This is a genomic window from Pyxidicoccus caerfyrddinensis (assembly GCF_010894405.1).
In the GTDB taxonomy this organism is placed as follows: Bacteria; Myxococcota; Myxococcia; order Myxococcales; family Myxococcaceae; genus Myxococcus; species Myxococcus caerfyrddinensis.
On record NZ_JAAIYA010000013.1, the window covers coordinates 210,733 to 235,773 of the forward strand.

19 protein-coding genes are annotated in these 25,041 nt (G+C 69.5%); 12 read left to right on the top strand and 7 right to left on the bottom strand.

The genetic code is table 11. From position 1 onward, the window contains the following. The first annotated feature begins 82 nt into the window (after positions 1-82). Positions 83-1,129 carry a hypothetical protein gene (locus G4D86_RS30060; protein ID WP_163997505.1) on the top strand — a complete coding sequence of 349 codons (1,047 nt, stop codon included), beginning with the start codon at positions 83-85 and terminating at the stop codon, positions 1,127-1,129. A 60-nt stretch (positions 1,130-1,189) separates the two neighbouring features. On the opposite strand, the gene G4D86_RS30065 is transcribed toward G4D86_RS30060, so the two are convergent. The 4 genes from G4D86_RS30065 to G4D86_RS30080 form a co-directional block, all read right to left on the bottom strand. Further along, positions 1,190-2,518, bottom strand: coding sequence for a DUF418 domain-containing protein (locus tag G4D86_RS30065; RefSeq protein WP_163997506.1), 1,329 nt, complete (start codon positions 2,516-2,518; stop codon positions 1,190-1,192). A 154-nt stretch (positions 2,519-2,672) separates the two neighbouring features. After that, positions 2,673-3,305 (bottom strand): endonuclease III, encoded by a 633-nt coding sequence (nth, locus tag G4D86_RS30070; protein WP_163997507.1) that lies wholly within the window; start codon positions 3,303-3,305, stop codon positions 2,673-2,675. Positions 3,306-3,374: 69 nt separating this feature from the next. Further along, the gene (eutB, locus tag G4D86_RS30075; RefSeq protein WP_163997508.1) at positions 3,375-5,714 is read right to left on the bottom strand and encodes an ethanolamine ammonia-lyase subunit EutB; all 2,340 of its coding nucleotides are present in this window, start codon (positions 5,712-5,714) and stop codon (positions 3,375-3,377) included. Positions 5,715-5,947: 233 nt separating this feature from the next. Further along, positions 5,948-6,322 (bottom strand): hypothetical protein, encoded by a 375-nt coding sequence (locus G4D86_RS30080; protein ID WP_163997509.1) that lies wholly within the window; start codon positions 6,320-6,322, stop codon positions 5,948-5,950. 150 nt (positions 6,323-6,472) lie between these two features. On the opposite strand from G4D86_RS30080, the gene G4D86_RS30085 reads away from it, so the two are divergent. The 8 genes from G4D86_RS30085 to G4D86_RS30120 all read left to right on the top strand — a co-directional run bounded on the left by G4D86_RS30085 (position 6,473) and on the right by G4D86_RS30120 (position 15,779). Further along, positions 6,473-7,366 (top strand): 1,4-dihydroxy-2-naphthoyl-CoA synthase, encoded by an 894-nt coding sequence (locus G4D86_RS30085; RefSeq protein ID WP_163997510.1) that lies wholly within the window; start codon positions 6,473-6,475, stop codon positions 7,364-7,366. 253 nt (positions 7,367-7,619) lie between these two features. Continuing rightward, entirely contained in the window at positions 7,620-7,898 is a 279-nt protein-coding gene (locus tag G4D86_RS30090; RefSeq protein ID WP_163997511.1) for a PqqD family protein, read from the top strand. A gap of 1,497 nt (positions 7,899-9,395) precedes the next feature. Further along, positions 9,396-10,055 (top strand): hypothetical protein, encoded by a 660-nt coding sequence (locus tag G4D86_RS30095; RefSeq protein ID WP_163997512.1) that lies wholly within the window; start codon positions 9,396-9,398, stop codon positions 10,053-10,055. Further along, positions 10,049-11,347 carry an MFS transporter gene (locus tag G4D86_RS30100; RefSeq protein ID WP_163997513.1) on the top strand — a complete coding sequence of 433 codons (1,299 nt, stop codon included), beginning with the start codon at positions 10,049-10,051 and terminating at the stop codon, positions 11,345-11,347. The genes G4D86_RS30095 and G4D86_RS30100 overlap by 7 nt, the downstream gene beginning before the upstream one ends. Beyond that, the gene (locus G4D86_RS30105; protein ID WP_163997514.1) at positions 11,344-13,473 is read left to right on the top strand and encodes a carbohydrate binding family 9 domain-containing protein; all 2,130 of its coding nucleotides are present in this window, start codon (positions 11,344-11,346) and stop codon (positions 13,471-13,473) included. Before G4D86_RS30100 ends, G4D86_RS30105 begins: the two co-directional genes overlap by 4 nt. Before the next feature lie 20 nt (positions 13,474-13,493). Beyond that, entirely contained in the window at positions 13,494-14,339 is an 846-nt protein-coding gene (locus tag G4D86_RS30110; protein ID WP_163997515.1) for a class I SAM-dependent methyltransferase, read from the top strand. An 11-nt stretch (positions 14,340-14,350) separates the two neighbouring features. Beyond that, positions 14,351-15,184, top strand: coding sequence for an MbnB/TglH/ChrH family RiPP precursor modification enzyme (locus G4D86_RS30115; RefSeq protein WP_163997516.1), 834 nt, complete (start codon positions 14,351-14,353; stop codon positions 15,182-15,184). Positions 15,185-15,197: 13 nt separating this feature from the next. Continuing rightward, complete coding sequence (locus tag G4D86_RS30120; protein ID WP_163997517.1) at positions 15,198-15,779, top strand: hypothetical protein; 582 nt, start codon at positions 15,198-15,200, stop codon at positions 15,777-15,779. Positions 15,780-15,786: 7 nt separating this feature from the next. Here G4D86_RS30120 and trhA read toward each other — a convergent pair whose 3' ends face one another. After that, positions 15,787-16,509 carry a PAQR family membrane homeostasis protein TrhA gene (gene trhA / locus G4D86_RS30125; protein ID WP_163997518.1) on the bottom strand — a complete coding sequence of 241 codons (723 nt, stop codon included), beginning with the start codon at positions 16,507-16,509 and terminating at the stop codon, positions 15,787-15,789. An 83-nt stretch (positions 16,510-16,592) separates the two neighbouring features. Then, positions 16,593-17,012: a VOC family protein gene (locus G4D86_RS30130; protein WP_163997586.1), complete on the bottom strand. Its 420-nt coding sequence runs from the start codon at positions 17,010-17,012 to the stop codon at positions 16,593-16,595. Positions 17,013-17,048: 36 nt separating this feature from the next. On the opposite strand from G4D86_RS30130, the gene G4D86_RS30135 reads away from it, so the two are divergent. From G4D86_RS30135 to G4D86_RS30145, 3 genes are all read left to right on the top strand, one after another. Then, complete coding sequence (locus tag G4D86_RS30135; protein WP_163997519.1) at positions 17,049-17,996, top strand: hypothetical protein; 948 nt, start codon at positions 17,049-17,051, stop codon at positions 17,994-17,996. Positions 17,997-18,135: 139 nt separating this feature from the next. After that, complete coding sequence (locus G4D86_RS30140) at positions 18,136-21,447, top strand: C45 family autoproteolytic acyltransferase/hydrolase (RefSeq protein ID WP_163997587.1); 3,312 nt, start codon at positions 18,136-18,138, stop codon at positions 21,445-21,447. A 133-nt stretch (positions 21,448-21,580) separates the two neighbouring features. Further along, the gene (locus G4D86_RS30145; RefSeq protein ID WP_163997520.1) at positions 21,581-21,805 is read left to right on the top strand and encodes a hypothetical protein; all 225 of its coding nucleotides are present in this window, start codon (positions 21,581-21,583) and stop codon (positions 21,803-21,805) included. A gap of 115 nt (positions 21,806-21,920) precedes the next feature. On the opposite strand, the gene G4D86_RS30150 is transcribed toward G4D86_RS30145, so the two are convergent. Next, positions 21,921-24,710 (bottom strand): AMP-binding protein, encoded by a 2,790-nt coding sequence (locus tag G4D86_RS30150; protein WP_163997521.1) that lies wholly within the window; start codon positions 24,708-24,710, stop codon positions 21,921-21,923. Positions 24,711-25,041: the final 331 nt, after the last annotated feature.

Sequence of the window (25,041 nt, forward strand, 5' to 3'; positions counted from 1 at the left end):
AGCCCCGGAGACCGGGCGGGGGCATTGTCGGGTGCGGGACACTCGCGCTAAGAGCGTGGGCACCTCACGAGGGGGACTCCTCATGCGCAGACAAGGTTCTCGCGTTCGCCCGGGCCGGGCCGTCGCGTTGCTGTGTGCCGTGGCACTGGGTGGTTGCAAGAAGCAGGAGCCCGCGCCCGCGGAAGCCTCCACGCCGGATGCCGGGCAGGCCACGGCGGCTCAGGCCGCGAAGGACGCGGGCACGGTGACGCTGACGGACACGCGCACGCCGTTCCGCTTCAAGGACGTGACGATTACCCGGACCGCGGCGAGCGTGAAGCTCGCGTACACGCTGGAGAACGTGGGCGCGAAGCGGGCGCGCGGGAACAGCTGCCTCTCGCTGCATGACAAGGACGGCTATCAGCTCTCCTACACCAACCTGGGCCCCATCAGCCTGCGGGGTGGGGAGTCGGACGGCTTCGAGGACGTGACGAGCATCGCCGAGGACGTCTGGGGTGAGGTCCGCACCGTCCGGCTCTACGCCGGGTCGGCCTGCTACAGCCTCACGGGGGACACCGTCCTCAGCCCGGTGAGCCACCTGGACCTGACGGGCAGACCTGCGCCCGCGGAGGCTCCCGAGTGGTTGAAGCTCACGGACCCCGAGGATGGCGTCGCCGTCTTCGAGCTGAAGGACGTGGGCCTGAGCCAGGAATCCCCGTCGGACTCCGTCGTGGTGACGTTCACCGTGACGAACACGGGCACGGCCCGCCTCGGCTCGAGCGTGTGCCTGCGCCTCTACGACAGCGCGGAGAGCACGGGCGACATCGACGAGGCCAGCTCCAGCAACTTCAACCTCGCGCCGGGCGCCACCAAGACGGTCATCTCCGAGCTCACGCTGGATGACGACAAGAACTGGGACTCCACCGTCCTGCTGAGGGCGTATGCGTCCACCTACGGCTGCGCCAGCAGCGCGCGGACGGCCGTGAGCAACGTGGTCGAGTTCCGCAAGCCCTCCGAAATCCGCTCGCCCATGGACGACACCCTGGCGGACGGCGACGGTGAGGGCGGTGGCGACGGCTACGTCCCGGACGAGCCCGTGGGCGACCCCGAGCCCGAGCTGGCGCCCGACGGCGTGAGCGACGGGCAGTAGCAACGAAGGTCCGCTCCACGCGGCGGGGTGCGCCACGTGGAGCGGAGCGCCGGGCCCACGCTACGCGGGCACGGTGGCGCGGCGGCCCGCGACGTCATCACGGCGCATCGGCTGCGCCTTCCCGTACGTGAGCGAGCGCCACACCCACTCCGCGGGGCCGAAGCGGAAGCGCGACAGCCAGAGGTGGCTCCACGCCACCTGGACGGCGAAGACGGCCAGGCACAGCCCGAAGCACGCCGCGGGGCCCACCTTCGTTATCTGCCCCAGGCCGTACCCGTAGAAGAACAGCACGCTCATCACCGTCTGCGACAGGTAGTTCGTCAGCGCCATGCGGCCCACCGGCGCGAGCACCCCGAGCAGCCGCTGCCACGCGGCGCGCTGGAAGAGCAGGGTGATGCCCGACACGTAGACGCTCGCGAAGCCCAGCTCGCCCAGGTGCCGCAGCGGCGCCATGGCGAAGGGCACCCACGTGGGCAGCGTCTCCGGGGTGAGAATCTTGCGGAGCATCAGCTGTTGCAGCACCAGCCCGGCGCCGCTGCCCACCACCCCGGCCACCAGTCCCCACCCGAGCAGCCGGCGGAACAGGCCCAGGTGCTGAGGCGCGTCGTGGAAGATGCGGCGCCGCCCCGCCAGCAGGCCCAGGAGGAAGCGGCCGAAGGTGGCGAGCATGGTGGTGAGAATCATCGGCAGGAAGTCGATCACGTAGAAGCGACCGCCGTCTCTGACCACATCCAGCCAGCTCCCACCGGAGAAGGAGGCCAGGGCCTGCGCCTTGAGGGCCGCGGAGTGCTCCCCTGACGCCTTCGCGATGGCAGCCCCGGCCTCCGGCGTGTCGGCGAGCAGCTGCGGCAGCTTGACGATGAGCGTGCCGATGACGGGCCACACGAGGGCCAGCAGCGCGGCGCCGATGAGCAGCGTCCGGTCCGAGCGCCGCCGGAACACCAGCAGCCCGAAGCCCAGCACCGCGTACGTGCTGAGGATGTCGCCGTACCAGAGCAGGAACAGGTGGGTGAGCCCCATCATCAGCATCACCCCCAGGCGCCGCGAGTAGAGCGGGGTGATGGAGGCGCCGCGCTCCTCGGCCCGGCCCAGCTGCACCGCGAAGCCCAGGCCGAAGAGGAAGGAGAAGATGGTGATGAACTTCCCGAACACCAGCAGCATGAAGGCCTGCGAGGTGACGGTGTCCAGCACCGAGGCGCTCGCCATCATCGCGAGCATCTGCTCCCGCGGGATGAACGCCCTGCCGCTGAACCACATGAAGACGTTGGAGAGGAACACGCCGCAGAGCGCGAAGCCGCGCAGCGTGTCGAGGAGCGCCAGCCGCTCGCTGGAATCAATCGGGCGGGCCTCGGCGATGGGTGCCACGACGTTGGAAGGGGCAGGGGTCATGTCCCTTCAAGAGGCGGCCGAACCCGAGCCCGGCCGCCTGTATTCCGTGCGTCCGCGCATCCACGGAGCCGGAGCGCTCGAAGACGCCGCGCGTCCCATGGGCGGACGGTGAAACGCCCTCGCGTCCCACGTCCGGACAGCGCGACGTGCGCACTCACACGCCGATGCGAGGACAGAAGTCCTTGAAGACACACTCCTCGCACTTCGGCTTCTTCGCGGTGCAGGTGTACCGGCCGTGCAGCACGGTGGCGGGCCCGAAGAAGGTCCACTGCTCGCGGGGCACCAGCTTCATCAGGTCTTCTTCGATGACGTCGGGCTTGTCGTGCTTCGTCAGCCCCATGCGCTGGCTGACGCGGGCGACGTGCGTGTCGACGATGATGCCCGAGGGCAAGTCGAAGGCGGTGTTGAGGACCACGTTCGCCGTCTTGCGCGCCACGCCGGGCAGCGTCACCAGCTCGTCCACGGTGCGGGGCACCTCGCCGCCGAAGTCCTCCAGCAGCGCGCGGCTCATGGCCTGCACGGACTTCGTCTTCTGCTTGAAGAAGCCGGTGGGCTTCAGGTCCTCCTCCAGCGCGGCGGTGTCCGCGTCCGCGAGCGCGCGAGGGCTGGGGTACTTCGGAAAGACGGTGGCGGTGACGCGGTTGACGCGCTCGTCCGTGCACTGCGCCGCGAGGATGGTGGCGACGAGCAACTCGAAGGGCGTGGACCAGTTGAGCTCGTAGCGCGCATCCGGGTGGGTTGCATGGAGGCGCTCGAGGACGACGGAGACTTTCTGGGCAGGTGTCATGGCGTGGGCTTGCCATGAAACCTACCCGGCGAGTCTGACGTGAGTCACGCCCTCGAGCGCATCATTTCCCTATGGCGTGAGCAGCTGGAGCAGGCGCACCGTCTCCGGAGCAGCCAGGGACGGTGTCAGGGCCGTGAGCGCGATTCCGGAGACGACGCGGGTGATGTTGTGGTCCACGCGGCCGGCTTGAGTCCAGACCGCCACCGGGGGCGCGGTGATGTAGGCGGAGAAGGTGTGGTGGCCGGTGCCGGGGCGCTCGCCGATGAGGTGGATGAGGGCGCGGTGCTTCGTCGCGTCGCCCAGTCCTCCGAAGAGCGCCTCGCCCACGCGGTAGCCCGCGCGCACGCGGCCCGCGGTGAGCACCAGGTGCTCCGGCGCGGGGGTGTAGCCGGCCTGGGTGAGCAGGTCTCGCAGCGCGACGAGGTACGGCCGGAGCTGGCCGTCATCCATGATGGACAGCGCGTTGAGCCCGTCGGACACGAGGACCTGCACGTCATACTTGCCCGCATGGCGCACGCGCAGCGAGCGCAGTGCGTCCAGCGACGCGGGGTCGAGCTGCTCGCCCGTCTCCGGATGGAGGATGTATTCCTTGCGGTCCTTCGACTTCGTCACCAGCCGCACGGCGTCCGGCATGGCGGCGATGAAGGGCTCGGACAGCTCGGTCCACAGGCTCGTCTTGGCGTCGGCGTAGACGCGGCGCATCTCCTGCTCCAGCGCGGGCTCCAGATCCCACGCGTTCGCCCCGTGGCCCACCGCCATGGGCACGCCGCGGGCGCGAATCTCGTCCAGGCGCTGCGCGGCCTCCGCGCGAATCTCCGGCTCGGGTCGCGTGTCTCCCTTCGCGCGCAGGTACTGGAGGTAGACCCAGACGGGGTCGCCGAAGTGCTCGGTGGGCCGGCCCTGCGCGTCGATGACTTCGAGGCGCTGGAAGAAGGCCCACATCCGGTCCTCCACCTTGTAGCCGAACTTCTCGCGCAGGCGGACGTGGTCCTGGAAGCCAGTGGTGAGGTAGCCCAGCATCGGGTCGTTCTTGGTGGGCAGGCCCATGAGGTACGCCGGGTTCGCCGGCATGATGCGCTCCAGGCACCAGTCCAGGTCATCCAGCGACACATCCATGTGCAGCGTGGAGCAGACATCCAGGCCGATGGTCAGCCCGTGCAGCTTGCCCATGACGATGTCCTCCAGGCAGCAGCGCACGAGCTGCTCCCGGGTGCGGAACACCTCCGGGCCGATGAAGCCCGCCACGTCGTTGAGGTGGACCCACGGCGCGGCGGCGCGGCCCGCGCCCTCCTGCGCTTTGGCCACCTGCTGCGTCAGCGCGCGCGCGAAGCCGTACTTGCGCGACTCGTGGACGACCATGTCGTAGCCGTGGCCGGAGCCGTTGGTGAAGTCCGCGCCCTGGCCCGTCTCGAAGTAGAGGCCGTACTGGCCGGTGCGGCCGGCCGCGTACCCCAGCATCTTCTCCACGGAGATGTCGAAGGTGGCATTGGCCGTGTCGCTGCCGGCGATGCTCTGGAACCAGATGCCGGTGGTGCCGGGGTGCAGGCGCTCCACCTCCGCCTGCACGTCGATGTGGGCCAGCACGCAGTGGGGCAGCACCCCCTCCAGGCCGAACGTCACCAAGAGCTCGTGCAGCGCGGACTCGATGGCGGCCACCGACTCCGGCGAGGACGACACCGGGTTGCAGCCGAGCACCACGTCGCCCACCGCGTAGGCCCAGCCGTCGAACACCTGCCAGCGGATGTCGTCCACGTTGTCGGTGGGCGAGTTGGGCTGGATTCGCGCGCCCAGGTAGCCCCGCGCGCCGACGTGGCTGCCCGGCAGCGGGTTGAACACCTTGCGTCCCACCGCGATGAGCTCCTCGTCGCTCATCAGCTTGACGACGCAGGCGATGACGTCGCTGCCCAGCCCCGGGACGAGGGCGTGGATGTCCGCCTCGCCGCTCTCCAGCAGGAACTGCTTCAGCCGGCCCAGAGTCCAGTCCTGTGAGGCCGACGCGGCCACCCGGTCCTCGGACTCCACGAGCAGCGCGTGGAGCTGGTCCTCGCGCAGTGGGTGGGTCCCCAGGTCCACCAGGCGCGTGTTCTCCAGCAGCTGGCGCGCGTTCTTCCGGGACGTGTCGTCCGCGGCGGCCACGCCCACCAGCGCGTCGCCTTCCTTGAAGGCATTGGCGGCGCCCAGCACCTGCTTGTAGAGCGTCTCGTCGAAGCCGCCCTTGATGCGCTGGACGTAGGCGAACACGTCCTCACCGGCGCGGACCTCGGGAATGGACACGCCCTCGGGCGGCGGGCCCGGAGGAGGGTGGGTGACCGAGTCCTCTCCGCAGCCCAGGAGGGACGCCGCCGCGCCACCCAGCATCGCGGCCAGCACGGTGCGCCGGTGCAACAGGAACCGAGGTCCCACAGCCATGTTCCGTCCTCGCTTGCGGCGCGCTCCGGGAGGCTCCGGCCTCCCTTCCCCCGCGCGCCATCCAGCGACTCTCGGCGGCCCCGGTAAGCCGAGCCAAGACGGCCTTTCGTGCCTTTGGACGGCAACCGACGCCCACAGGCCCCCGGGACGGAGCCCGGGCGCGAGCGCAGGACAGATTGCTCACACTGCGTTGTCGGATTCCGTGCGCGGGCTTCCAGAGCGCGCGCTGGCGGCTACTGAACTTCCAGCGTCCTCACGACGTTCGCCGGCGTCCCGTCCTCGAAGGTGCGTACGTCGAACGTGACGCGCACCGATGTGCCGGGTGGGAGCGCCTTTCGGAGGTGTGCTTCGACGCCCTGCGCCCGGGGGATGCGCTGGCCCTGCACCTGGGTCGCGTGCGTCACGCGCAGGGGGACCACCGGGCCCTGGGCGCTCTCTATATAGAGGATGCCCGCGCCCGCGCGGACCACCCGGCCGGAGAGCGCGTGCTCCTCGCCCTGCACGCTCTCCGTGTCCGGCTCGGGAGCCCGTGCCGGAGTCGGAGCCTGCGCCAGCGCCGGGGCGCCCAACATGAGCCCGGCGAGCAACCCCAGGGTCGTCCGCTTCATCTGCTGCCACCCCCTGCGCGGCGAGTCGTCCCGCCACCGTGAAGCGTGCGCATCCCCCGCCCCGGGGGCAGCACTCGCTTCCCTGGACGGACGCTGCCACGGGGCCTAGCGTCTGCGGCCGTTCAACCCCTCTCCCCAAGAGACGAATCCATGGTTTCGGCCATCTTCAACCCGGCTCGCTGGAAGCAAGTCGAGGGCTTCAAGTTCAAGGACATCACCTTCCACCGCGCGGTGGACCAGGGCACCGTCCGCATCGCCTTCAACCGGCCCGAGGTACGCAACGCCTTCCGTCCCCGCACCGTGGATGAATTGTCCCGCGCGCTGGAGGCCACGCGCTTCATGACGGACGTGGGCTGCGTGCTCATCACCGGCAACGGCCCGTCGCCCAAGGACGGAGGCTGGGCATTCTGCTCCGGTGGGGACCAGCGCATCCGCGGCAAGGACGGCTACAAGTACGAAGGCGAGGAGGGCGAGTCCGACCCGGCACGTCTGGGGCGCCTGCACATCCTCGAGGTGCAGCGGCAGATTCGCTTCCTGCCCAAGGCCGTCGTCGCCGTGGTGCCGGGCTGGGCGGTGGGCGGCGGGCACAGCCTCCACGTCGTCTGCGACATGACCATCGCCAGCAAGGAGCACGCGGTCTTCAAGCAGACCGACGCGGACGTGGCCAGCTTCGACGGCGGCTATGGCTCCGCGCTGCTGGCGCGCCAGGTGGGCCAGAAGCGCGCGCGGGAAATCTTCTTCGTCGGCGCCAACTACTCCGCGGAGGAGGCGTTCCAGATGGGCATGGTCAACGCCGTGGTGCCGCACGCGCAATTGGAGGACTTCGCGCTCGACTGGGCCGCGGAGATCAACACCAAGAGCCCCACCGCCATCAAGATGCTGAAGTATGCCTTCAACCTCCCCGACGACGGCATGGTGGGGCAGCAGCTCTTCGCTGGTGAGGCCACGCGCCTGGCCTACGGAACCGACGAGGCCCAGGAGGGACGCGACGCCTTCGTCCAGAAGCGCAAGCGCGACTTCAAGCGCTTCCCCTGGTCTTACTGATACTGGCGGCCCGCGGCATAAGGCCCTCCGAGGTGACACATCGCATGCATGCGATGAGTCATCTCGGGGGGCCTTCGTGTTTCAGCCTGTGATTTCATGAGGTTGAGGTCATTTTTCACCTCTGGGTCCGTGAGGTATTGACTATGTGAGTGGAAGGATTTAGAAACACGGAAATAGCGAAGCGCAGCTTGTCAGGATCTCAGGGGGTTTTTAGTAGGGTCTGAGAAAGCTGCGATCACCAGGAGAGCGCACCTTGGTCCTTCCACGAGCAGCGGCCGGCGTCATCGTCCAGCAGCAGCAGGATGCGTTCTTCCTCATGGATACCGAGGGCGGAGAGGTCTTCCGGGTGAATGAGACCGCTGCCCGTATCTTCGAGCTGTGCCGCAGTGGAAGCACGCTCGACGACGCGGTGCAGGCCCTCTCCAGCGGACTGGGCGGCAATGCGCCGCAAAATGAAATCGCTGAAGACGTCCGGAGTACTGTAACGCAGTTCCAGGAACTCGGGCTCTGCGAGCCCACTTCGGCTTCCTGAGAGACGAAACGCGTCTCACCCCCCTCTGAGATGACCTATTGGGTTCTTCCCTTGGCCTGTCTGGCCATGGCCGCGCCTTGCGCACGAAGAGCCGCCAGCTGTGTGTGTTTTGTTTTTCGATAAAACGCACACGACGCCTGTGACGCGGAACGCTGTGTTTCATTGCACAGGCCCCAACCCCAACACGAAGAGGTTCACCATGTACGTCAAGGCCCAGATCGTTCGCGTCGCCGCTTCCTCCGACAAGTGCTCCTGCGGCGGGACCATGTCGGTCCTCACCGTCGCCGAGTAGTTCCACCGCGGTTCATCGAACTCACCGAAAGAGGTCCACCATGTACGTCAAGGCCCAGATCGTCCGCGTTGCCGCTGTCAGCGACAAGTGTTCCTGTGGTGGCACGATGACCGTGCGCACGTCCATCGAGTAATTCGATGGCTCGGGCGGGGAGGGTTCCTCCCCGCCCGTTTTCGTTTCGGCCGCGTCGCCCGACAGGTGCTCCCGCGGCGGCACCCTGACCCGTGTCAGGGGGGTCGAGTAGTAGTGACGATGCGGACGGGAGGGCTTTCTTCCCGCTCGTGTCGTTCGCAGTGCCCCGGCCACGCACCCGGTTGCATGGGAGCGGGGACGGGTTCAACCCGCAACACCCCTATGAGGTCACCATGTACGTGAAGGCCCAGATCGTCCGCGTTGCCGCGTCGTCCGACAAGTGCTCCTGCGGCGGCACCATGCAGGTGCTGAGCCAGGCCACCGTCGCCGAGTAGTACCGGCGCAGGTCTACTCACAACTCGAAGGAGACTGACCATGTACGTCAAGGCTGAGATCGTTCGCGTTTCCGCGTCGTCTGACAAGTGCTCGTGCGGCGGCACCATGTCGCTCGACACCAGCACCACCGCGGTCATCCAGTAGTCGGGCGCAAGCCCTTCCACCCGCAACAACTCAAGAGGTTCACCATGTACGTCAAGGCCCAGATCGTTCGCGTTGCCGCTTCGTCCGACAAGTGCTCCTGCGGCGGGACCATGTCCGCCGCTCTGACCACCGTCAAGGCGGAGTAGTCCTCACCGGTGGGGGCGGGGAGGGTGACCTTCCCGTTCCCGCCGTCTTGCAGCACCCAACACACACCATCGAAAGAGGTTCACCATGTACGTCAAGGCCCAGATCGTCCGCGTTGCCGCTTCGTCCGACAAGTGCTCCTGCGGCGGCACGATGACCGTCCTCACGCAGACCGCGGAGTAGTTCTCCCCGGTAGCACCCCGGCCGCGGTCCGGTTCGCCGGCCCGCGGCTGGTTTCACCCCACACCCGAAAGAGGTCCACCATGTACGTCAAGGCCCAGATCGTTCGCGTTTCCGCTTCGTCCGACAAGTGCTCGTGCGGCGGCACCATGACGATCAGCACCCGCGAAGTCGCGGAGTAGTTGCAGCTCACGGGCGGGTAGCGGCCTCTTCGGAGGGCGCGTCCCGCCCGTCCCTTCCACACCCCTTTTCGCGCTCCACACCCCACCGTGCCCTCCTCGTCCACGCAACTGCTACTGCTCACCCAGGCGGACCTCCATGGCGCGCCGCTGTTCCGCGTCGTGTCCGTCGACGTGGCGGTGCGCCCGGGCGAAGGCCGGCTCTGGGTGGACCTGTCGCGTGACACCGGCTACGCGCCGGCCTGGCAGCAGCACCTGCGCCACCTGGCGGCCGTGGGCCGCGGGCGCTACGCGCTGCCCTGGGACGAGAGCGACTTCTTCTTCTCCGTTCGCGGCCGCAAGGTCCTGCTGGACGGACGCAGCGCGTCCCTGCCGCTGTTCGTCGCGTGGGTGGCGCTGCTCGCCGGGCGTGAATTGCCCGCGCCCTTCCTCGCCACCGGGGTGGCGCTCGACGCCAGCGATGCGCTGGTGTCCGCGCCGCTCGAGAAGCTCCAGGGCAAGCTGGCCGTGGCGGACGGCTACGTGCGCCAGATCCACGCGGCCGCCGGGCGCGTACCGGTGTGGGTGCCCGCCGGAAGCCAGTGGGACGCCGCGCCCCTGACGGCGCTGGACGTGCGCCCCGTCGCCAGCCTCACCGTGGCCGCCGAGTCCGTGCTCGGCGCGCTGCCGCTGCGTCAGGCCGCTCCCGCGGGCACCACGGTGGCCGCTCCCGCGGCCACGACGGAATCTGGAGGGGTGGCGGCATGTTGACCCGAGGCCTTCGCGCGGTGCGCGAGATGTACGAGCTGACGCGCGGACTGGGCAACCTGCGGGTGCTGCTCGTGTCCGGCCTGGTGGGGACGGTGGCCGGAGGGCTGCTCAACCCGGTGATGCCGCTCTACCTCCAGTCGCGCGGGCTGGACCTGCAGGGCATCGGCTTCGTGTACTCGGTGGGCTCGCTGGTGCCCATCTTCCTGCAGCCGGTGATGGGCTCGCTGTCGGACCGCTACAGCCGCAAGGGCTTCGTGGTGGGCCTGTCGCTGGTGACGTCACTGCTGGTGCCGGTGATGGCGCTCTTCGCGCACCCGCTGCCCCTGGCCGCGGCGCTCTCGCTCAAGCTGCTCCTGGCGCGCAGCGCGCAGCCGGTGAATGGCGCGCTGGTGGCGGACTTCGCGCCGGTGAAGAAGCGCGCCACCATCTTCGCCCTCCTGGACGCGAGCACCAGCTTCATGTTCGTGCTGGCGCTGGGCGCCTCCGCCTTCGTCATCCGGTGGCTGTCCACGCAGTACACCTTCTTCCTGGCCGGCGGGCTGTTCCTCATCAGCAGCCTGCTGCTCCTGCGGCTGGAGGAGCCCGCGCGCGAGCCGTCCAAGGCCCGCGCCTCTGGAGGGGAGTGGAAGCTGGCGCTGGACGCCGTGCGCGCCCCGCTGGACTACGTGCGTGGCTCGCCGCGGCTGGCGGGCCTGTTCGCCTGGCAGTTCTTCTTCGCCTTCGCGCTCAACCTGTTCCCCATCTACATCCCGCTCTACGCCATGAAGCTGGGCGCGCCGTCCGAGGCCGTGGGGCCGCTGGTCGCCGTCTCCTGGCTCGTCTATGCCTTCGCCCAGCCCTTCGGCGGGCGGCTGTCGGACGCGCTGCCCAAGCGCAACGGCCTCATCCTCGCGGGGCTGGCGGGCATGGTGGTAATGAGCGCCGTGCTCGGCTTCGCCGGCTGGATTCCGGCGCCGTACGGGCTGATTGTCATGGTGGTGGCCTGGGCGCTGCTGGCGGTGCCGGACGGCCTGCACCGCCCCTCCGCGCAGGCGGTGGTGGTGGAGGTGGCCCCGGCCTCGGAGCGCGGCCGCTTCATGGGCGCGCTCGGCGGCTGCGCGGCGCTCGCGCAGGTGCTCGCCCCGCTCACCTATGGCTTCGTCGCCCGGCACGCCGGGCTCTCCAGTGCCTTCCTGTTGTCCTCCGGTGCATTGCTCTTGTCCCTGGCCGGCATGGCCTGGGCTCCCGAGCGCGCCGCACCGGCCGCTGTCGCCCACACCCCCGTCCTCACCCCATCCCAGGAGCCCGGATGAAACCGTCTACCTGTGCCTGGGGCGCCGCGCTGTTCGTCGCGTGTCTGCCCGCTCTGGCCCTTGCCGATTCGCCCGCTGACAAGCAGCACTACAATTACAAGGCCACCTTCACCAGCGAGCCCATCAAGATCGACGGAAAGCCGGACGAGGCCGTGTGGTTGACGGCCCCGGAGGTCTCCGGCTGGCACCTCACGCGCATCGACTACGGCAACCCCGCGCGTGACGACACCAAGGTCCGCATCCTCTACGACAAGCACAACCTGTACGTGCTGTTCTACTGCCTGGACAAGGACGCCTCGAAGATCACCGCCTACAGCGTCCAGAACGAGTCCTTCCTCCACCAGGAGGACAACGTCACGGTGATGCTGGACACGTACAAGGACCACCGCAACGCGTACTACTTCTGGACCAACCCGCTGGGTGTGCGCACCGACGGCCGCATCGTCGCGGACGGCGAGGCCTTCACCACGTCCTGGGCGGGCGAGTGGGAGACCATGGGCTCCGTCACCAAGGACGGGTGGTACTCCGAGGTCCGCATCCCCTTCGCCAACTTCCAGTTCCCGGATGTCCCGGAGGGCGAGGAGGTGACGTTCGGCCTGATGCTGGACCGGGAGCAGGCCCGCACCCAGGAGTGGAGCAACTGGACGCCGGACGGCGTCAACAGCGCCAAGGTGAGCCGCTTCCCGCACCTCGAGGGGCTGAAGGGAATCGAGGGGCGCCGCAAGTGGGGCATCACCCCGTACGTGGCCACGGACATCGCGCTGCAGACCACCGCGGACCGGAAGGTGTTCAAGCCCAACTTCGGCTTCGATGCGCGCGTCGACCCGACGTCGAACCTGGCCCTGAAGCTGACCGTCAACCCGGACTTCTCCGACGTGGAGGCGGACCAGGACCGGCTGCTGCTGGACACCGAGGAGCCGCTGCTCCCCGAGCGCCGTCCCTTCTTCGTGGAGAGCGAGCACCTCTTCCTGGCGCCCATCAAGATCTTCACCTCCCGCCGCATCGCCATGAGGCCGCATGACCAGGTGCTCGGCGGCGCGCAGTTCACCGGCAAGGTGGGCGGGTTGGGCTTCTCGCTGCTCGACGTGCAGCACCGGGACGACCCGGGTGACGGCTCCAACGACAGGGAGAACCTCAACTCCGGCGTCCTTCGCCTCCAGCAGGACATCGGCAAGCGCTCGGCCATCAACCTGGTGGCGGTGAGCCGCAACGGCGACAAGTACGGCTGGTTCCGCACCACGGGCCTCGACGCCAACATCCACATCTGGGAGGAGCTCTTCATCCAGGCGCAGATCTTGAAGAGCTGGAGCGACGTGGCGGGCCACAAGAACTCGGAGGCGTACAAGCTCGCCATCCACCGCTTCGACACCAACTCCGAGTTCTGGATCCACCTGGAGGACATTGGCGCGCGGTACGCCAACCCGCTGGGCTACACGCCGGTGCTCGACAAGCAGGGCTACAACACGCACCTGTACCTGACGCCGTTCCCCAAGCTGCGCTTCCTGCCGCAGATCAACCTCACCTGGGACAGCCTCTGGCGGCGCAACCACGAGCACGTGCGCACCCGTCTGCGCAACCGCGTCAACGTGCAGCCGTACCTGAACCACAACTTCGCCCTCTACGCGGACTACGTCTACGACGACAACGAGGGCTTCAAGGACCGCATCGCCACCGGCGGCTTCATCCTCTTCCCCAACGACTGGCAGAGCCTGACGCTGACGGCCTTCACGGGTAACTTCCTGGGTGGCCCCACGCGCGGCATCAACGCCGCGATCAACCTGAAGATGGGGCACCGGCTCCAGGCGAAGTTCAGCGGCTTCTACACGGAGAGCAAGGACGTGCCGGAGAACAGCGAGCTGTTCGGCACCTCCGGCACCGGCCACTCGTGGAGCGGCTATGCGCAGCTGCGCTACCAGTTCAACCCGAACCTCTACACCCGCGTGACGTTCCAGCAGGGCGCGGTGTCCGAGCTGGCGGACTACAGCAACGTGAAGGGCACGCTGCTGGACGCCGTCTTCGGCTGGCACTACCGCGAGTGGAGTGACCTGTTCCTGGTCTACTCGGACCAGCCCTTCAACGGCTCGCAGGAGCGCCGTATCCTCTCGAAGATCTCCTTCACGTACTGAAGAGCCGGAGTGAACCCGTCATGAGCACCGCCAACGCCTCGCAGCCCCAGCCGCAGGACATCTCCAGCCGCTACGACCAGGTGTCTTCGACGTACAACGACAGCAAGTACACCAAGGCGGCGCACAAGCTGTTCTGGGTGGTCTACGACGAGCTCACCTGGACGGCCGTGGCGAAGGTGCTACCCCCGGCCGGCACGTCCTGGCGCGTGCTGGACGCGGGCGGCGGCGGCGGCAAGTTCAGCGCGCGCTTCGCGGAGGCCGGCCACCAGGTCACCGTGCTGGACATCTCCGCGGGCATGCTGGTCAAGGCGAAGGAGTACCTCGCATCGAAGGGGCTGCTGGAGCGCTGTTCCTTCATCGAGGGCACGGTGGCGGACCTGCCCTTCAAGGACGCGGAGTTCGACCTCGTCTTCAGCGAGGGCGACCCGGTGTCCTACTGCCTGGACCAGTACCCCAAGGCGATGAGCGAGCTGGTGCGCGTGGTGAAGCCGGGCGGCCCCGTCATCATGGGCGTGGACAACCGGCACGAGCACTTCATGTTCGAGCTGAAGCACGGCAAGAAGGCCGAGGCGCTGAAGATGCTGCTCACCGGGCGCGGCAAGTGCCCGTACGGGCTGCCCGTGCACCTGTTCACCGTGAAGGAGCTGCAGGACGGCGTGAAGGCCGCGGGCGCGGACGTGGAGGAGATCTTCGGCAAGCCCGTCATGTACTTCGAGATGCTGGAGGCGATGCAGGCCGAGCGCGGGCCGGAGTTCGACGTCTGGGCGGCGCGCGAGGAAATCATCGCCATGCAGGAGAAGCTCGCGCACGAGGGCTTCGCGCTCCAGGGCCAGCACTTCCAGGTGATGGCGCGCAGGAAGAAGTAGGGAGGCGGGCCGTGTCGTCGATTCCGTTCCTCGGAGTGGGGCTCAGCTACCGCTGGGACTTCCAGCCGCACCTCGCCCGGGGCAACCCGGGTGTGGACTGGCTGGAGGTGATGCCCGAGCACTTCTTCCCGCTGACGGAGGACACGGTGCGGCGGCTGGAGGTGCTGGCGAAGCGCTTCCCGCTGGCGGGGCACGGGCTGGAGCTGTCCGTGGGCTCGGACGGCGTGGACGGCCCGGGCTACCGCGAGAGCTTGAAGCGCTTCCTCGGCACCACGCGCTCCGTCTGGCACGGGGACCACCTGTGCTTCACGCGCGCGGGCGAGCTGCCGGTGCGCTCGCTCACGCCGGTGCCCTTCACGGAGGAGGCGCTGGAGATGTGCACGCGCAACATCCGCCGCATCCAGGCGGAGCTGGGCATGCCCTTCATCGTGGAGAACATCGCCTGGCTGTTCGACACGCCGCTCAGCACGCTGGACGAGGCGGACTTCCTCACGCGCGTGGTGAAGGAGTCGGACTGCGGCCTGCTGTTGGATTTGCACAACGTCCACGCCAACGCGGTGAATCACAAGTTCGACCCGTACGCCTTCGTGGACCGGCTCCCGCTGGACAGGGTGGTCCAGATTCACCTGGCGGGTGGGGTGACGATGGAGGGCGTCTACGTGGACAGCCACTCCAACGTGTCACCGGATGAGGTCTGGCGCCTGCTGGAGTACGTGGCGCCGCGCTGCCCGGTGCGCGGGGTGAACTTCGAGATGGACAGCGGCTTTCCGCCCTTCCCGCGGCTGGTGGAGGAGCTCGCTCGTGCGCGCACCATCCTGAAGCGCTGCGGGGCGAGCGCGGCCTGAAGGAGACGACATCATGGGCTACCCCGAGACGCTGGAGGTGCTGGCGCGGCTGCATGTGGACGCACGCTTCCGCCAGGCCTGGTTGCAGGACGCGCAGGCGGCCATGGCGCCGTACGCGCTGACGCCGCGCGAGCGCGAGGCGCTGGCGGGCGCGGACGCGAATGTGGTGGAGCGGGCGGGGCGGATGCTGGACGGCCACCGCCTGTCGCGCGTGCACGAGCACCTGCCGTGGGCGGACCCCGCGGTGCGGCCGGGCCTGCTGCCGGTGCTGCGGGACTTCCTCCAGGATGCGCTCCCGGAGCTGCTCAACCGCGAGGAGGCCATCGCCTTCTGCCGCTACCTGGAGGCGGCCCCGCGCGGGACGCTGCCCCCGTACCTGTCGGACCTGGCCCGCTGCGAGCGGCTGCGGATTTCCCTCGCGTGGGGCCTGGAGCCCATGGCCGGGCCCACCCACGTGGAGTCCTTCCAGTACCCGGTGACGGAGGTGCTGGCGGCGCTCGCGCAGCCGGGCTGGCCGGAGGCGGCCGTGCGCTCCGTGCGCGTGGAGTACCTCAAGGTGCCGGGTCTGCCCGCGGTGATGGTGCGCGCGCTGTAGGCGGCCTTCAGCGGCTCCAGAGAAAGCTGGTGAGGACGGCGTAGTGCGCGCCCGCCGCGGCGATGACCATGAGGTGGAACACCTCGTGGTAGCCGAAGAAGGTGGGCTTGGGGTCCGGCCAGCGCTTCGCGTAGACCACGGCGCCCAGGGCATAGAGGACGCCCCCGAGGACGAGCCCCGCGACGCGTGTCGGGCCGATGATGGCCGGCAGCTGCGCCACCACCGGGGAGGCCAGCAGGCCCAGCGCGACGTAGAGCGCGGAGCGCAGGCCCCGCGACGCGGAGATGCCCAGCAGGGCGAGCGTCGCGCCGGTGAGCGCGCAGCCCCACATCAGGAAGAGCAGCGGTGTGCTCCAGCCGCTCCGCGTCTCGAGCGCGGCCATGGGCGTGAAGCTGCCGGCGATGAGGAAGTAGATGGCCGCGTGGTCGCACCGCCGGAGGCGCGCGTAGGCGGCGGGGCTCCAGGTGGGCCAGTGGTACGTCCCACTGACGCCGAACATCAGGACCAGGCTGATACCGAACACCAGGGCGGCGGTGTACTGGGCCCCTTGCGCCGGCGCCAGCGCGAGCCGGATGCAGCCGTAGAGCGCCGCCCCGGCCGCCAGCAGGTGCGAGAGGCCCCGCAGCCGGGGCTTCACGGACTCTTCCATCAACAGCGCTTCGATGCCTCGGGGTGACGCCGCCATGACCTGTGAGTAGTCACTGCATGTCACCGCCGCGTCAGCGCGCATCCGGCACGTCCAGCTCTGGACGCCCGGTGCGCCGAAGCGTCGACCTCTTCACGGGCGGAAGTGCCAGCGGGAAACAGGCGCCGTCAGTCCGCAGGGGAAATGAGCACGGAGGCCGCGGTGCGACGCGTCGGGCCCTGGAACACGGCCTCGATGTTGTTGCCGTCCGGGTCCAGCACGAAGGCGGCATAGTAGTTCGCATGGTAGTGGCGCAGGCCGGGGGCGCCGTTGTCGCGGCCGCCCGCCGCGAGCGCCGCCGAGTGGAAGCGGTGCACCGTCTCGCGGTCCTTCGCCTGGAAGGCCAGGTGGAGGCCGTGCCCGGAGGGCGGGGTTCCCGCCTCCAGGGGGGAGATGTAGAGCTCGTCGGCGGAGAAGGTGTGCTCGTTGTCGTCGGAAACGGGGACGCCGAGCACGTCCATCACCGCGCGGTAGAAGCGCTTGCTCGCGTCGAAGTCCTTCACGCGGAAGTGGACGTGGTCGAACAGGCGGCCCGTGTGGAATTCCATCATGCGGTTGCTCCTCGGTGGTATGGCGAAGCTGCCATGAAACCCCGCCTGCTGACCTTCTTCTGTGAGCTGGAAGCCGGCCCGCTGCGTGAACTGTTCGCCACTCCAGGCGTCCTCGAGGACCTGGTGGCGCTGCAGGCCGGCGTGAGCCTGGGCCTGCTCGACCTGGGCCCCGAGCGCGCGGAGGTGGTGCGCCGCCTGAATCGCGAGGGCATCCCCGTCACGGCATGGCTGCTGCTGCCCGAGGACCAGGGCTACTGGTTCCACGCGGGAAATGTCGCGCAGGCCACGGCGCGCTACGACGCCTTCCGCGCGTGGACGGCCGAGCACGGGCTGGCGTGGGACGGCGTGGGCCTGGACATCGAGCCGGACATCCGCGAGCTGCGGCGCGTTCTCGAAGGCGGCTGGCGGCGGCTGCCGGAGCTGCTCCCCAGGCTGGGGCGGGGCGCGCGCGTGCGGGAGGCGCGGGCCGCGTACACCGGGCTGGTGGGGCGCATCCGCGCGGACGGGTACCGGGTGGACACGTACCAGTTCCCCTTCATCGTGGACGAGCGGCAGTCGCGCTCCACGCTGCTGCAGCGCGTGTCAGGCGTGTTGGACCTGCCCTCGGACCGCGAGGTGCTGATGCTCTACACCAGCTTCGCGCGTCCGCACGGCGCGGCCATGCTGTGGAGCTACGGCCCGGGCGCGGCCTCCTTCGCGGTGGGCATCACCGGGGGCGGGGTGGAATTGCCGGGCCTGCACCCTCCGAAGCCGCTGGACTGGGCCGAGCTGTCTCGCGACCTGCGGCTCGCGGTGCGGTGGACGCACGACCTCCACGTCTTCAGCCTGGAGGGGTGTGTGCGACAGGGCTTCCTGTCCCGTCTGCGCACCTTCGACTGGGACGCGCCGGTGGACCCGCCCGCCATCCCCGCGAGGAGGGTGGATGTGCTCCGCCGGGCCGTGCGCGGGGTGCTCCGCGTGAGTGCCCGCGTGCTCCGCTGACTCCCTGGCAGGTGGGTAGGAAGCCAAGCCGCTCCGCGTCATGCGCCAGGTTGGCTGGTCCTGGTTGACGCATGGGGGAGGGGGAAGTGTCATGCGCTCCCTACGCCTTCCCACGCCGATGCCCGGCCGGACCCTCCTCATGACCGACCACCGCAAGACGTCGAAGCTCCTCGGCGCGCTCCTGCTCTCCGTGGGCGCGCTCCAAGCGGCGCCCGCCCTGGCGGCGCCTGCTTCCTCTCCCATCCCCGTGCCCAACGGCGGCTTCGAGCTGGCCGGGGGAGCCTCGGCGCTGCCGGCCTTCTGGACGTCGAAGGGGCAGGGCAAGGTGTCCGCCTCGGCCGAGGCGAAGGCGGAGGGCGCGAAGGGCCTGGCCATCGAGAGCCCGCAGGGCGGCGCGGAGACCACCGTCGAGTCCGAGGCGATGAAGCTCCAGGTGGGTCAGCTCTACCGGGTCAGCGCCTGGGTGCGCACGCGCGGCGTGCAGGCGGACCCGCAGGCCCGCTACCCCACGGCGCACGGCGCCTGCCTGTCGATGAAGAGCTTCCCCTTCACCAACTGCACGCCCGCGCCGGCCACGGAGGGCGGCAGCCGCGTGTCGGCGCTCTTCTTCGCCACCCAATCGTCGGACCGCGTGCAGGTGCACCTGGGCCGCAACGGCAAGGCCACCGGCACCGCGTGGTTCGACGACGTGCGCCTGGAGAAGGTGGAAGACATCACCGCCTACGTGCCCATGGAGTCCGTGCGCTGGGCCGGCAAGGGCTTCCGCTACGACGAAGGCGGGTGGATCTACGTCCACATCGAGGGCGAGCCGTACGAGCGCGGCCAGCAGCTCGGTGAGCTCACGGGCGCGGAAATCGTCAGCTACATCGAGAAGCTCGGCATCCAGAAGGACAAGACGGACGCGGTGAAGGGGTGGAGCCACGCGCGGCTGCTCGCGGACGCGCTCTTCCTGCGCAAGTACGACACCGAGTACCTGGAGGAGATGAAGGGCATCGCCGACGGCGCCAACAAGGCCGGCGCGAAGTTCAAGGACCGCGAGCTGGATCTGCTGGACATCGTCACCCTCAACTCCGCGGTGGACGCGGGCCAGTTGGAGGAGGCCAACCGTGCCACGGCGACGCCGCTGTCCGGCCGCACCTACCTGAAGGCGGAGGACGAGGCCGAGCGCGCCGGCAAGGGAGACCACTGCTCCTCGTTCGTGGCCACGAAGTCCGCGACGAAGGACGGGCGCGCCATCATCGGGCAGATCTTCATGTGGAGCGGCTACACCGGCGTCCACTGGGACGTGATGCTGGACGTGCAGCCGACGAAGGGCCACCGCTTCGTGATGCAGACCTTCCCGGGCGGCATCCACAGCGGCTCGGACTGGTACGTCAACGCCGCGGGCATCGTCATCGGCGAGACGACGGTGGGGCAGACGCCGTTCGACATGAATGGCTCGCCGCAGAGCAACCGCATCCGCAAGGCGGCGCAGTACGCGTCCAGCATCGACGACGTGGCGCGCATCCTGAAGGACGGGAACAACGGCCTCTACAGCAACGACTGGACGATGGCGGACGCGAAGACGGACGAGGGCGCCTGCTTCCTGCTCGGCACGAAGAAGACGCGGCTGTGGCGCACGGGCAGCAAGGGCGTCGCCTCGGACACGCCGGGCAACCTGAAGGACTTCATCTGGGCGAACAACAACACCCGCGACCCGGAGGTGCGCAAGGAGTACGCGCCCAACCCGGACAACGCCCCGGTGGACCTGGCGTTCAACACGTGGAACCGGGACATCGCCTTCCAGGAGTACTACGCGAAGTACGGCAACAAGGGCTTCGACCTGGACACGGCCACCCGGATGATGGCCTCCACGCCCATCAACCGGCCGCACGCGTGTGACGGCAAGGTGACCACGTCCGAGATGGCCGAGAAGCTGATGTTCCTCGCCCACTACGGGAAGACGACGCTGCGCGAGAAGATGATTGGCAGCCGCTTCATGCCGGACCTGCCGGGCGCCATTCCGCACCTGTCGCTGGGCTACACGGCGTTCAGCCCCATCTTCGTCGCGGACAAGCTGAAGGAAGCGCACAAGACCTGGAAGGCGCCCGAGGCGCCCGCCGCGCCGAAGCGCGACCTGGCGAAGGTGAAGGACGCCGTCGCCTTCGACAAGTCGCTCTTGTGGGCCAACACGGTGTTCCCGTCCACGGATGGGGACAACTGGCTGTCCAGCGGCACGGCGGCCTACTGGAAGCTGCTGAAGGACCTGCCCGAGGGGACGGACAAGGCCTACGAGCAGCAGCGGGACGCGCTGTCGGAGCTGAACGCGCGCTACCTCTTCGTCACCTCGCGTGAGCAGGACGTGGTGCCGGTGAACACGAAGACGGACTACGGCAAGTACGGCCCGTATCTGGTGCCGCGCATCAAGGGCACCTTCGCGCTGCACCAGCTCCGGTTGCTGCTGGGCAACAAGGACTTCAGCAAGGCGATGGGCGCGGTGCACGCGCGCTACGCGAACAAGGACATCAGCACGGCGGACTTCAAGCGCACCGTGCTGGAGGCCACCAACAAGGACGTGGGGGCCTTCGTCGCGCAGTGGCTGGAGCGCACGGGCCTGCCCCAGCCGCGCATCCGCGCCAGCGCCGCGCAGGTGAAGGACGGGTACGAGACGACGCTGAAGGTGGAGCAGCCGGGCTCGCGCCCGTGGCACTTCGTCACGCTGGTGGAGGTGAAGACGGCGAAGGGCTCCACGCTGGAGCGCGTGGAGGTGAAGAATGGGAGTGAAACTTTCACGCTCCGCACGGCCGAGGCGCCGGTGCGCGTGGTGTTCAACGCGTCCAACGACATCCCCGTGCCGCGCGAGCGCTTCCAGGTGATGGGCAACCAGACGGACGCCTTCGACAAGCTGCTGCTGGTGCACGGCACGGCCCGGCAGACGGAGTCCATGCGGACGCTGGTGCTGGGCTACCGCGATGTGTTGGCGGACGTCTTCACGGAGGTGCTGCCCCCGGTGAAGCCGGACGGCGAGGTGACGGACGCGGAGCTGGCGGAGCGGGACCTGGTCCTCTTCGGTGGCGCGGAGGACAACGCGGTGCTGGCGCGGCTGGCCGAGGAGAAGAAGCTCCCGGTGGAGCTGGGCCGGCGCTACTTCCGCTGGCAGGGGAAGACGTACGGGAGCCCGGATGACGGCCTGGCGCTGGCACTGCCCAACCCGTGGAACCCGAAGCGGGCCATGTACCTGTACGTGGCCAACAGCGGGCTCCAGCTGTGGCAGATGACGCACGCGTGGCAGCGCAACCTGCAGGGGTGGGCGCGCTTCCAGGGCTCCGACGTGAGCGCGAAGGGCTTCCATGACGTGGAGTCGCTGTCACAGGACGTGACGGTGAGTCCGGCGGTCGCGCCCGTGCCGGTGCAGCCGCCCGCGACGCCGCCGGGGCCTCCGGCGCCGAAGCTCGGCATGCTCGTGCGGTGACGTGACGAGCGGACGACCCGGCACGGAGTGAGGCCGGGTCGTCTTGTGTAGGGCCCGCCCGGAAAGCGAGGGGCCGGGTGGACAGTGCCGCGTGGCTGCTTAGGCTGGGCGACACTCCTGATAGAGGTCCCGTGTGAGCTCCCTCGTCATCCGGCTGGTCTGTGGCCTGCTGTTCTCCGCGCTGGTGCTGGGGGCCGTCGTGCACCCGCCCGACAACATCTCGCAGGGCATCGGGATGATGCTCCCCGGGGCCATGCTGCTGAGCGTGGCCCTCAAGGGGCCGCGCCGCTCCGTCATCCCGAAGAAGAAGCGCGAGCCCGCTCCCGCCGTTGTGAGCGGTGAGTCGCCGCGGGTCTGAGTGCTGCTCCGTGCACGAACGTGCACCCCGGAGTGACGGGAGGGCAGGGCGACGCGGTTGGCACCTGCGGGCAGGCGGGCGTTCAGCCTCAGTCCCGGAATGACCAGCATCCCATTCAGCCCGGACGCGTCCCCGCGCTCAGCTCCTGCCGCGTCCGCTCCCTCAGCCGCACCATCTCCGGCCAGCCTCTTCCCTCCGGTAGCAGCGGCTCGCCGATGACGACGGTGATGCGTCCGGGCCGCAGCAGGTGCCAGCCCCGCGGCCAGATGCGCCGCGTCCCCTCGATGTGCACGGGCACCAGCGGCCGCTTCGCCTCCACCGCCGCCTTGAAGGCCCCCAGCTTCAGCGGCAGCATCCCCGGCCCCCGCGCCCTCGTGCCCTCGGGGAAGACGAGCAGCGAGGTCCCCTCCCGCAGCAGCCGCGATGCGCGCTCCGCCGCCTCCGCCGCGGGCCCCGCGTGGAAGCGGTCCACCAGCAGCTGCCCTGACTGCTTCATCGCCCTTCCCACGACCGGCCAGCTCCCCGACTCCCGCTGCGCCACCGCCCGGTAGTCCACCGGCAGCACCGCCAGCATCACCACCGAGTCCAGGTAGCTCACGTGCCGGGCCACCAGCACCCACGGCCCTTTGCCCCGCAGGTGCTCTCCACCCGTGACACGCATCGGACAGCCCGCCGCCCTCAGCAGCCAGCGCGAGCCTCTCTTCATCATCCGTTCCGTTTCCGCTCCCTCCGGCGTCACCCGCAGGGCTACCTCCAGCACCGATGCCGCCAGCAACACCAGCGCAGTGAAGTATCCCGTGTATGCCGCAGCTCCCACCGTCCCCAGCAGCCGCCCCGCTCGCGCCCGCGCTGTGCTCGCCGCAAGCCGCGCGAGCTGCGCCCACGTTCCCCGCCGGCCCCGGGCCAGCGCTCCGCTCCTCCAGGCCTCTCGCGTGGCGCCTCGCCGCAGCTTGCCGCTCGACGTCTTGCGCACCGCCCCCGGCGGCACGAGCACCACCTCGTCCGGCGGCAGCTCCAGCACCTCGGCCACCCGCTTCACGATGGCCGCTCGCAGCCGCTCGCGTGCCTCGCGCGAGCGCTCGCGTGTCTCCGCCACCACCATCAGCCGCTCCGTCCCCACCCGCGGGTCCGGCTGACCGAATGCCACCACGCAGCCCTTGCGCACCCCGGGCACCTCGCCCACCTGCTCCTCGATTTCCGCCGGGTACAGGTTGCGCCCCGCCTTGATGATGAGCTCCTTGCTTCTCCCCGACACGTACAGCTCCCCGTCTGCCAGGTAGCCCAGGTCCCCCGAGTCCAGCCACCCGTCGCGCAGCGCCCTTCGCGTCGCTTCCGGATTGCCGTAGTAGCCCGGTGTCAGGGAGGGGCCCCGCAGCGCGATGTGGCCCCGCACCCGCTCCTCCACGGGGCGGTGCTGTTCATCGACGATTCGCACCGCGTAGCCGGGCAGCGGGCTTCCGCACGAGACGAAGCGCAGCGTCCTCGTGGTCTCCACGGTGGGCCGCGCCTCTCCCTTCCGCTCGAAGCGCTCGCGGTCGACCACGTCGATGCGCGGCGGCCGACCCGGCGGAGGGAAGGTGAGCGCCACCGCGACCTCGGCCAGCCCGTACGCCGGAAAGAGCGCCCCCGGCTTCAGCCCGTACGGGGCAAACCGCCGGGTGAAGCGCTCCAGCGTCTCCGGGCTCACCGCCTCCGAGCCATTCAGCGCCACGCGCCAGGCGCTCAGGTCCAACCCCGCGAGCTCCTCGTCCCGCACCTTCTTCACGCAGAGGTCGTACGCGAAGTTCGGCGCCGCGGAGAGCGTCCCCCGGTGTGCGTGCAGCGCGTGCAGCCAGCGCGAAGGGCGCGTCAGGAAGGCCAGCGGCGAGAGGAGGGTGAGCGGGACTCCATACGTCAGCGGCATCAGCCACGCGCCGATGAGTCCCATGTCGTGGTACAGCGGCAGCCAGCTCACCGCCACGTCCCCGGGGCCCACCCGCAGCACCCGGCCGATGGCCCGGATGTTGGCCAGCACGTTCGCGTGGGTGAGCAGCACTCCCTTGGGCGCTCCCGTGCTGCCAGAGGTGTACTGGAGGAGCGCCCCGTCCGTGGCCTCCACGTGGACCGCCGGTGCGCTCGAGTCCGTCCATTCGAGCTCGGCGGGCGTCATCGTGCGCCGCAGCGAAGGCACCCGGGCCCTGAGCAACGCGCCCACCCGGCGCGCCTCGTCGAAGGTGACGAGCACCCGGGGACTCGCGTTGCGCAGAATCCCCACCTGATGACCCACGTACTCCTCCAGTCTGTCCAGCCGGAACGGCGGGTAGAGGGGCGCGGGGATTCCTCCCGCGAGCAGCGTGCCGAAGAAGCACGAGAAGAAGGCCGCTTCCGTGCGCAGCATGAGGGCCACCGGCTCACCGCGCTCCACGCCCGCGTCCGCCAGGGCCGCGGCCACCCCCGAGGCCCTCGCCCACAGCGTCCCGTACGTCAGCGGGCGCTCCGTGCCGTCCTCCTCGCGCAGCAGGAGGTGGCAACGCTCGGGCCATGCTTCCGCGTGCCAGCGCAGCACGTCCGTCAGGAGGTGCGCGGACCCGGGGGCCGCCCTCGCGGGAGCCTGGGGCGCCCGTAGCGCGGGGCGTGCCTCCTCGATGGCCGGGTGTGCCTCCATGACGAGGCGGGTCAGCTCCCGTGCACACGCGGCCCTGGCCACCGCGTCATCCGGCAGCGTGACGCCGAACGTCTGCTGAAGTCTCAGGAGCAGCTCCACCCGCTCCAGGCTGCCCAGCCCGAGCGCTGTGTCCAGTGGAGCGTCCGCGCTCAGGTCCTCCGCGGCGCGCGGCTGTCCCAGCTCGGACAGGAGCCCGCTGAGTACGTCGAGCACTCCGCGCTCGACCGTCTGTTGCGCACCGGGAGGGCCCCGCGCGGCCATGGCTCCACCCCCTGTCCATGAAGTGGAGGCCCTCCGGGAGCGCGTCACCCTCCAGGCCTTCCGAGCGCCGTCCCTCCCGCCCGCCTTCCGGGCTCGCTTCGCACCTGGCCTGACGACCTGGACGCCTACCGGGAGGGCTCGGCCTTTCTCTCGGAACAGGAGCGCTCTGGCCGAACGACGCCCGCGGCATGCACCACGCCCAACGTTGCATGCGACAGCGACAGCACCACCCCGCCTTGCATGGAGCCGGCGGACAGACGATTGGCGATCAGCTTGCTGAAATGAGGGGATCGCTCAGGGGCAGCAGCGCGACCTCTGGGATCTACCCCTG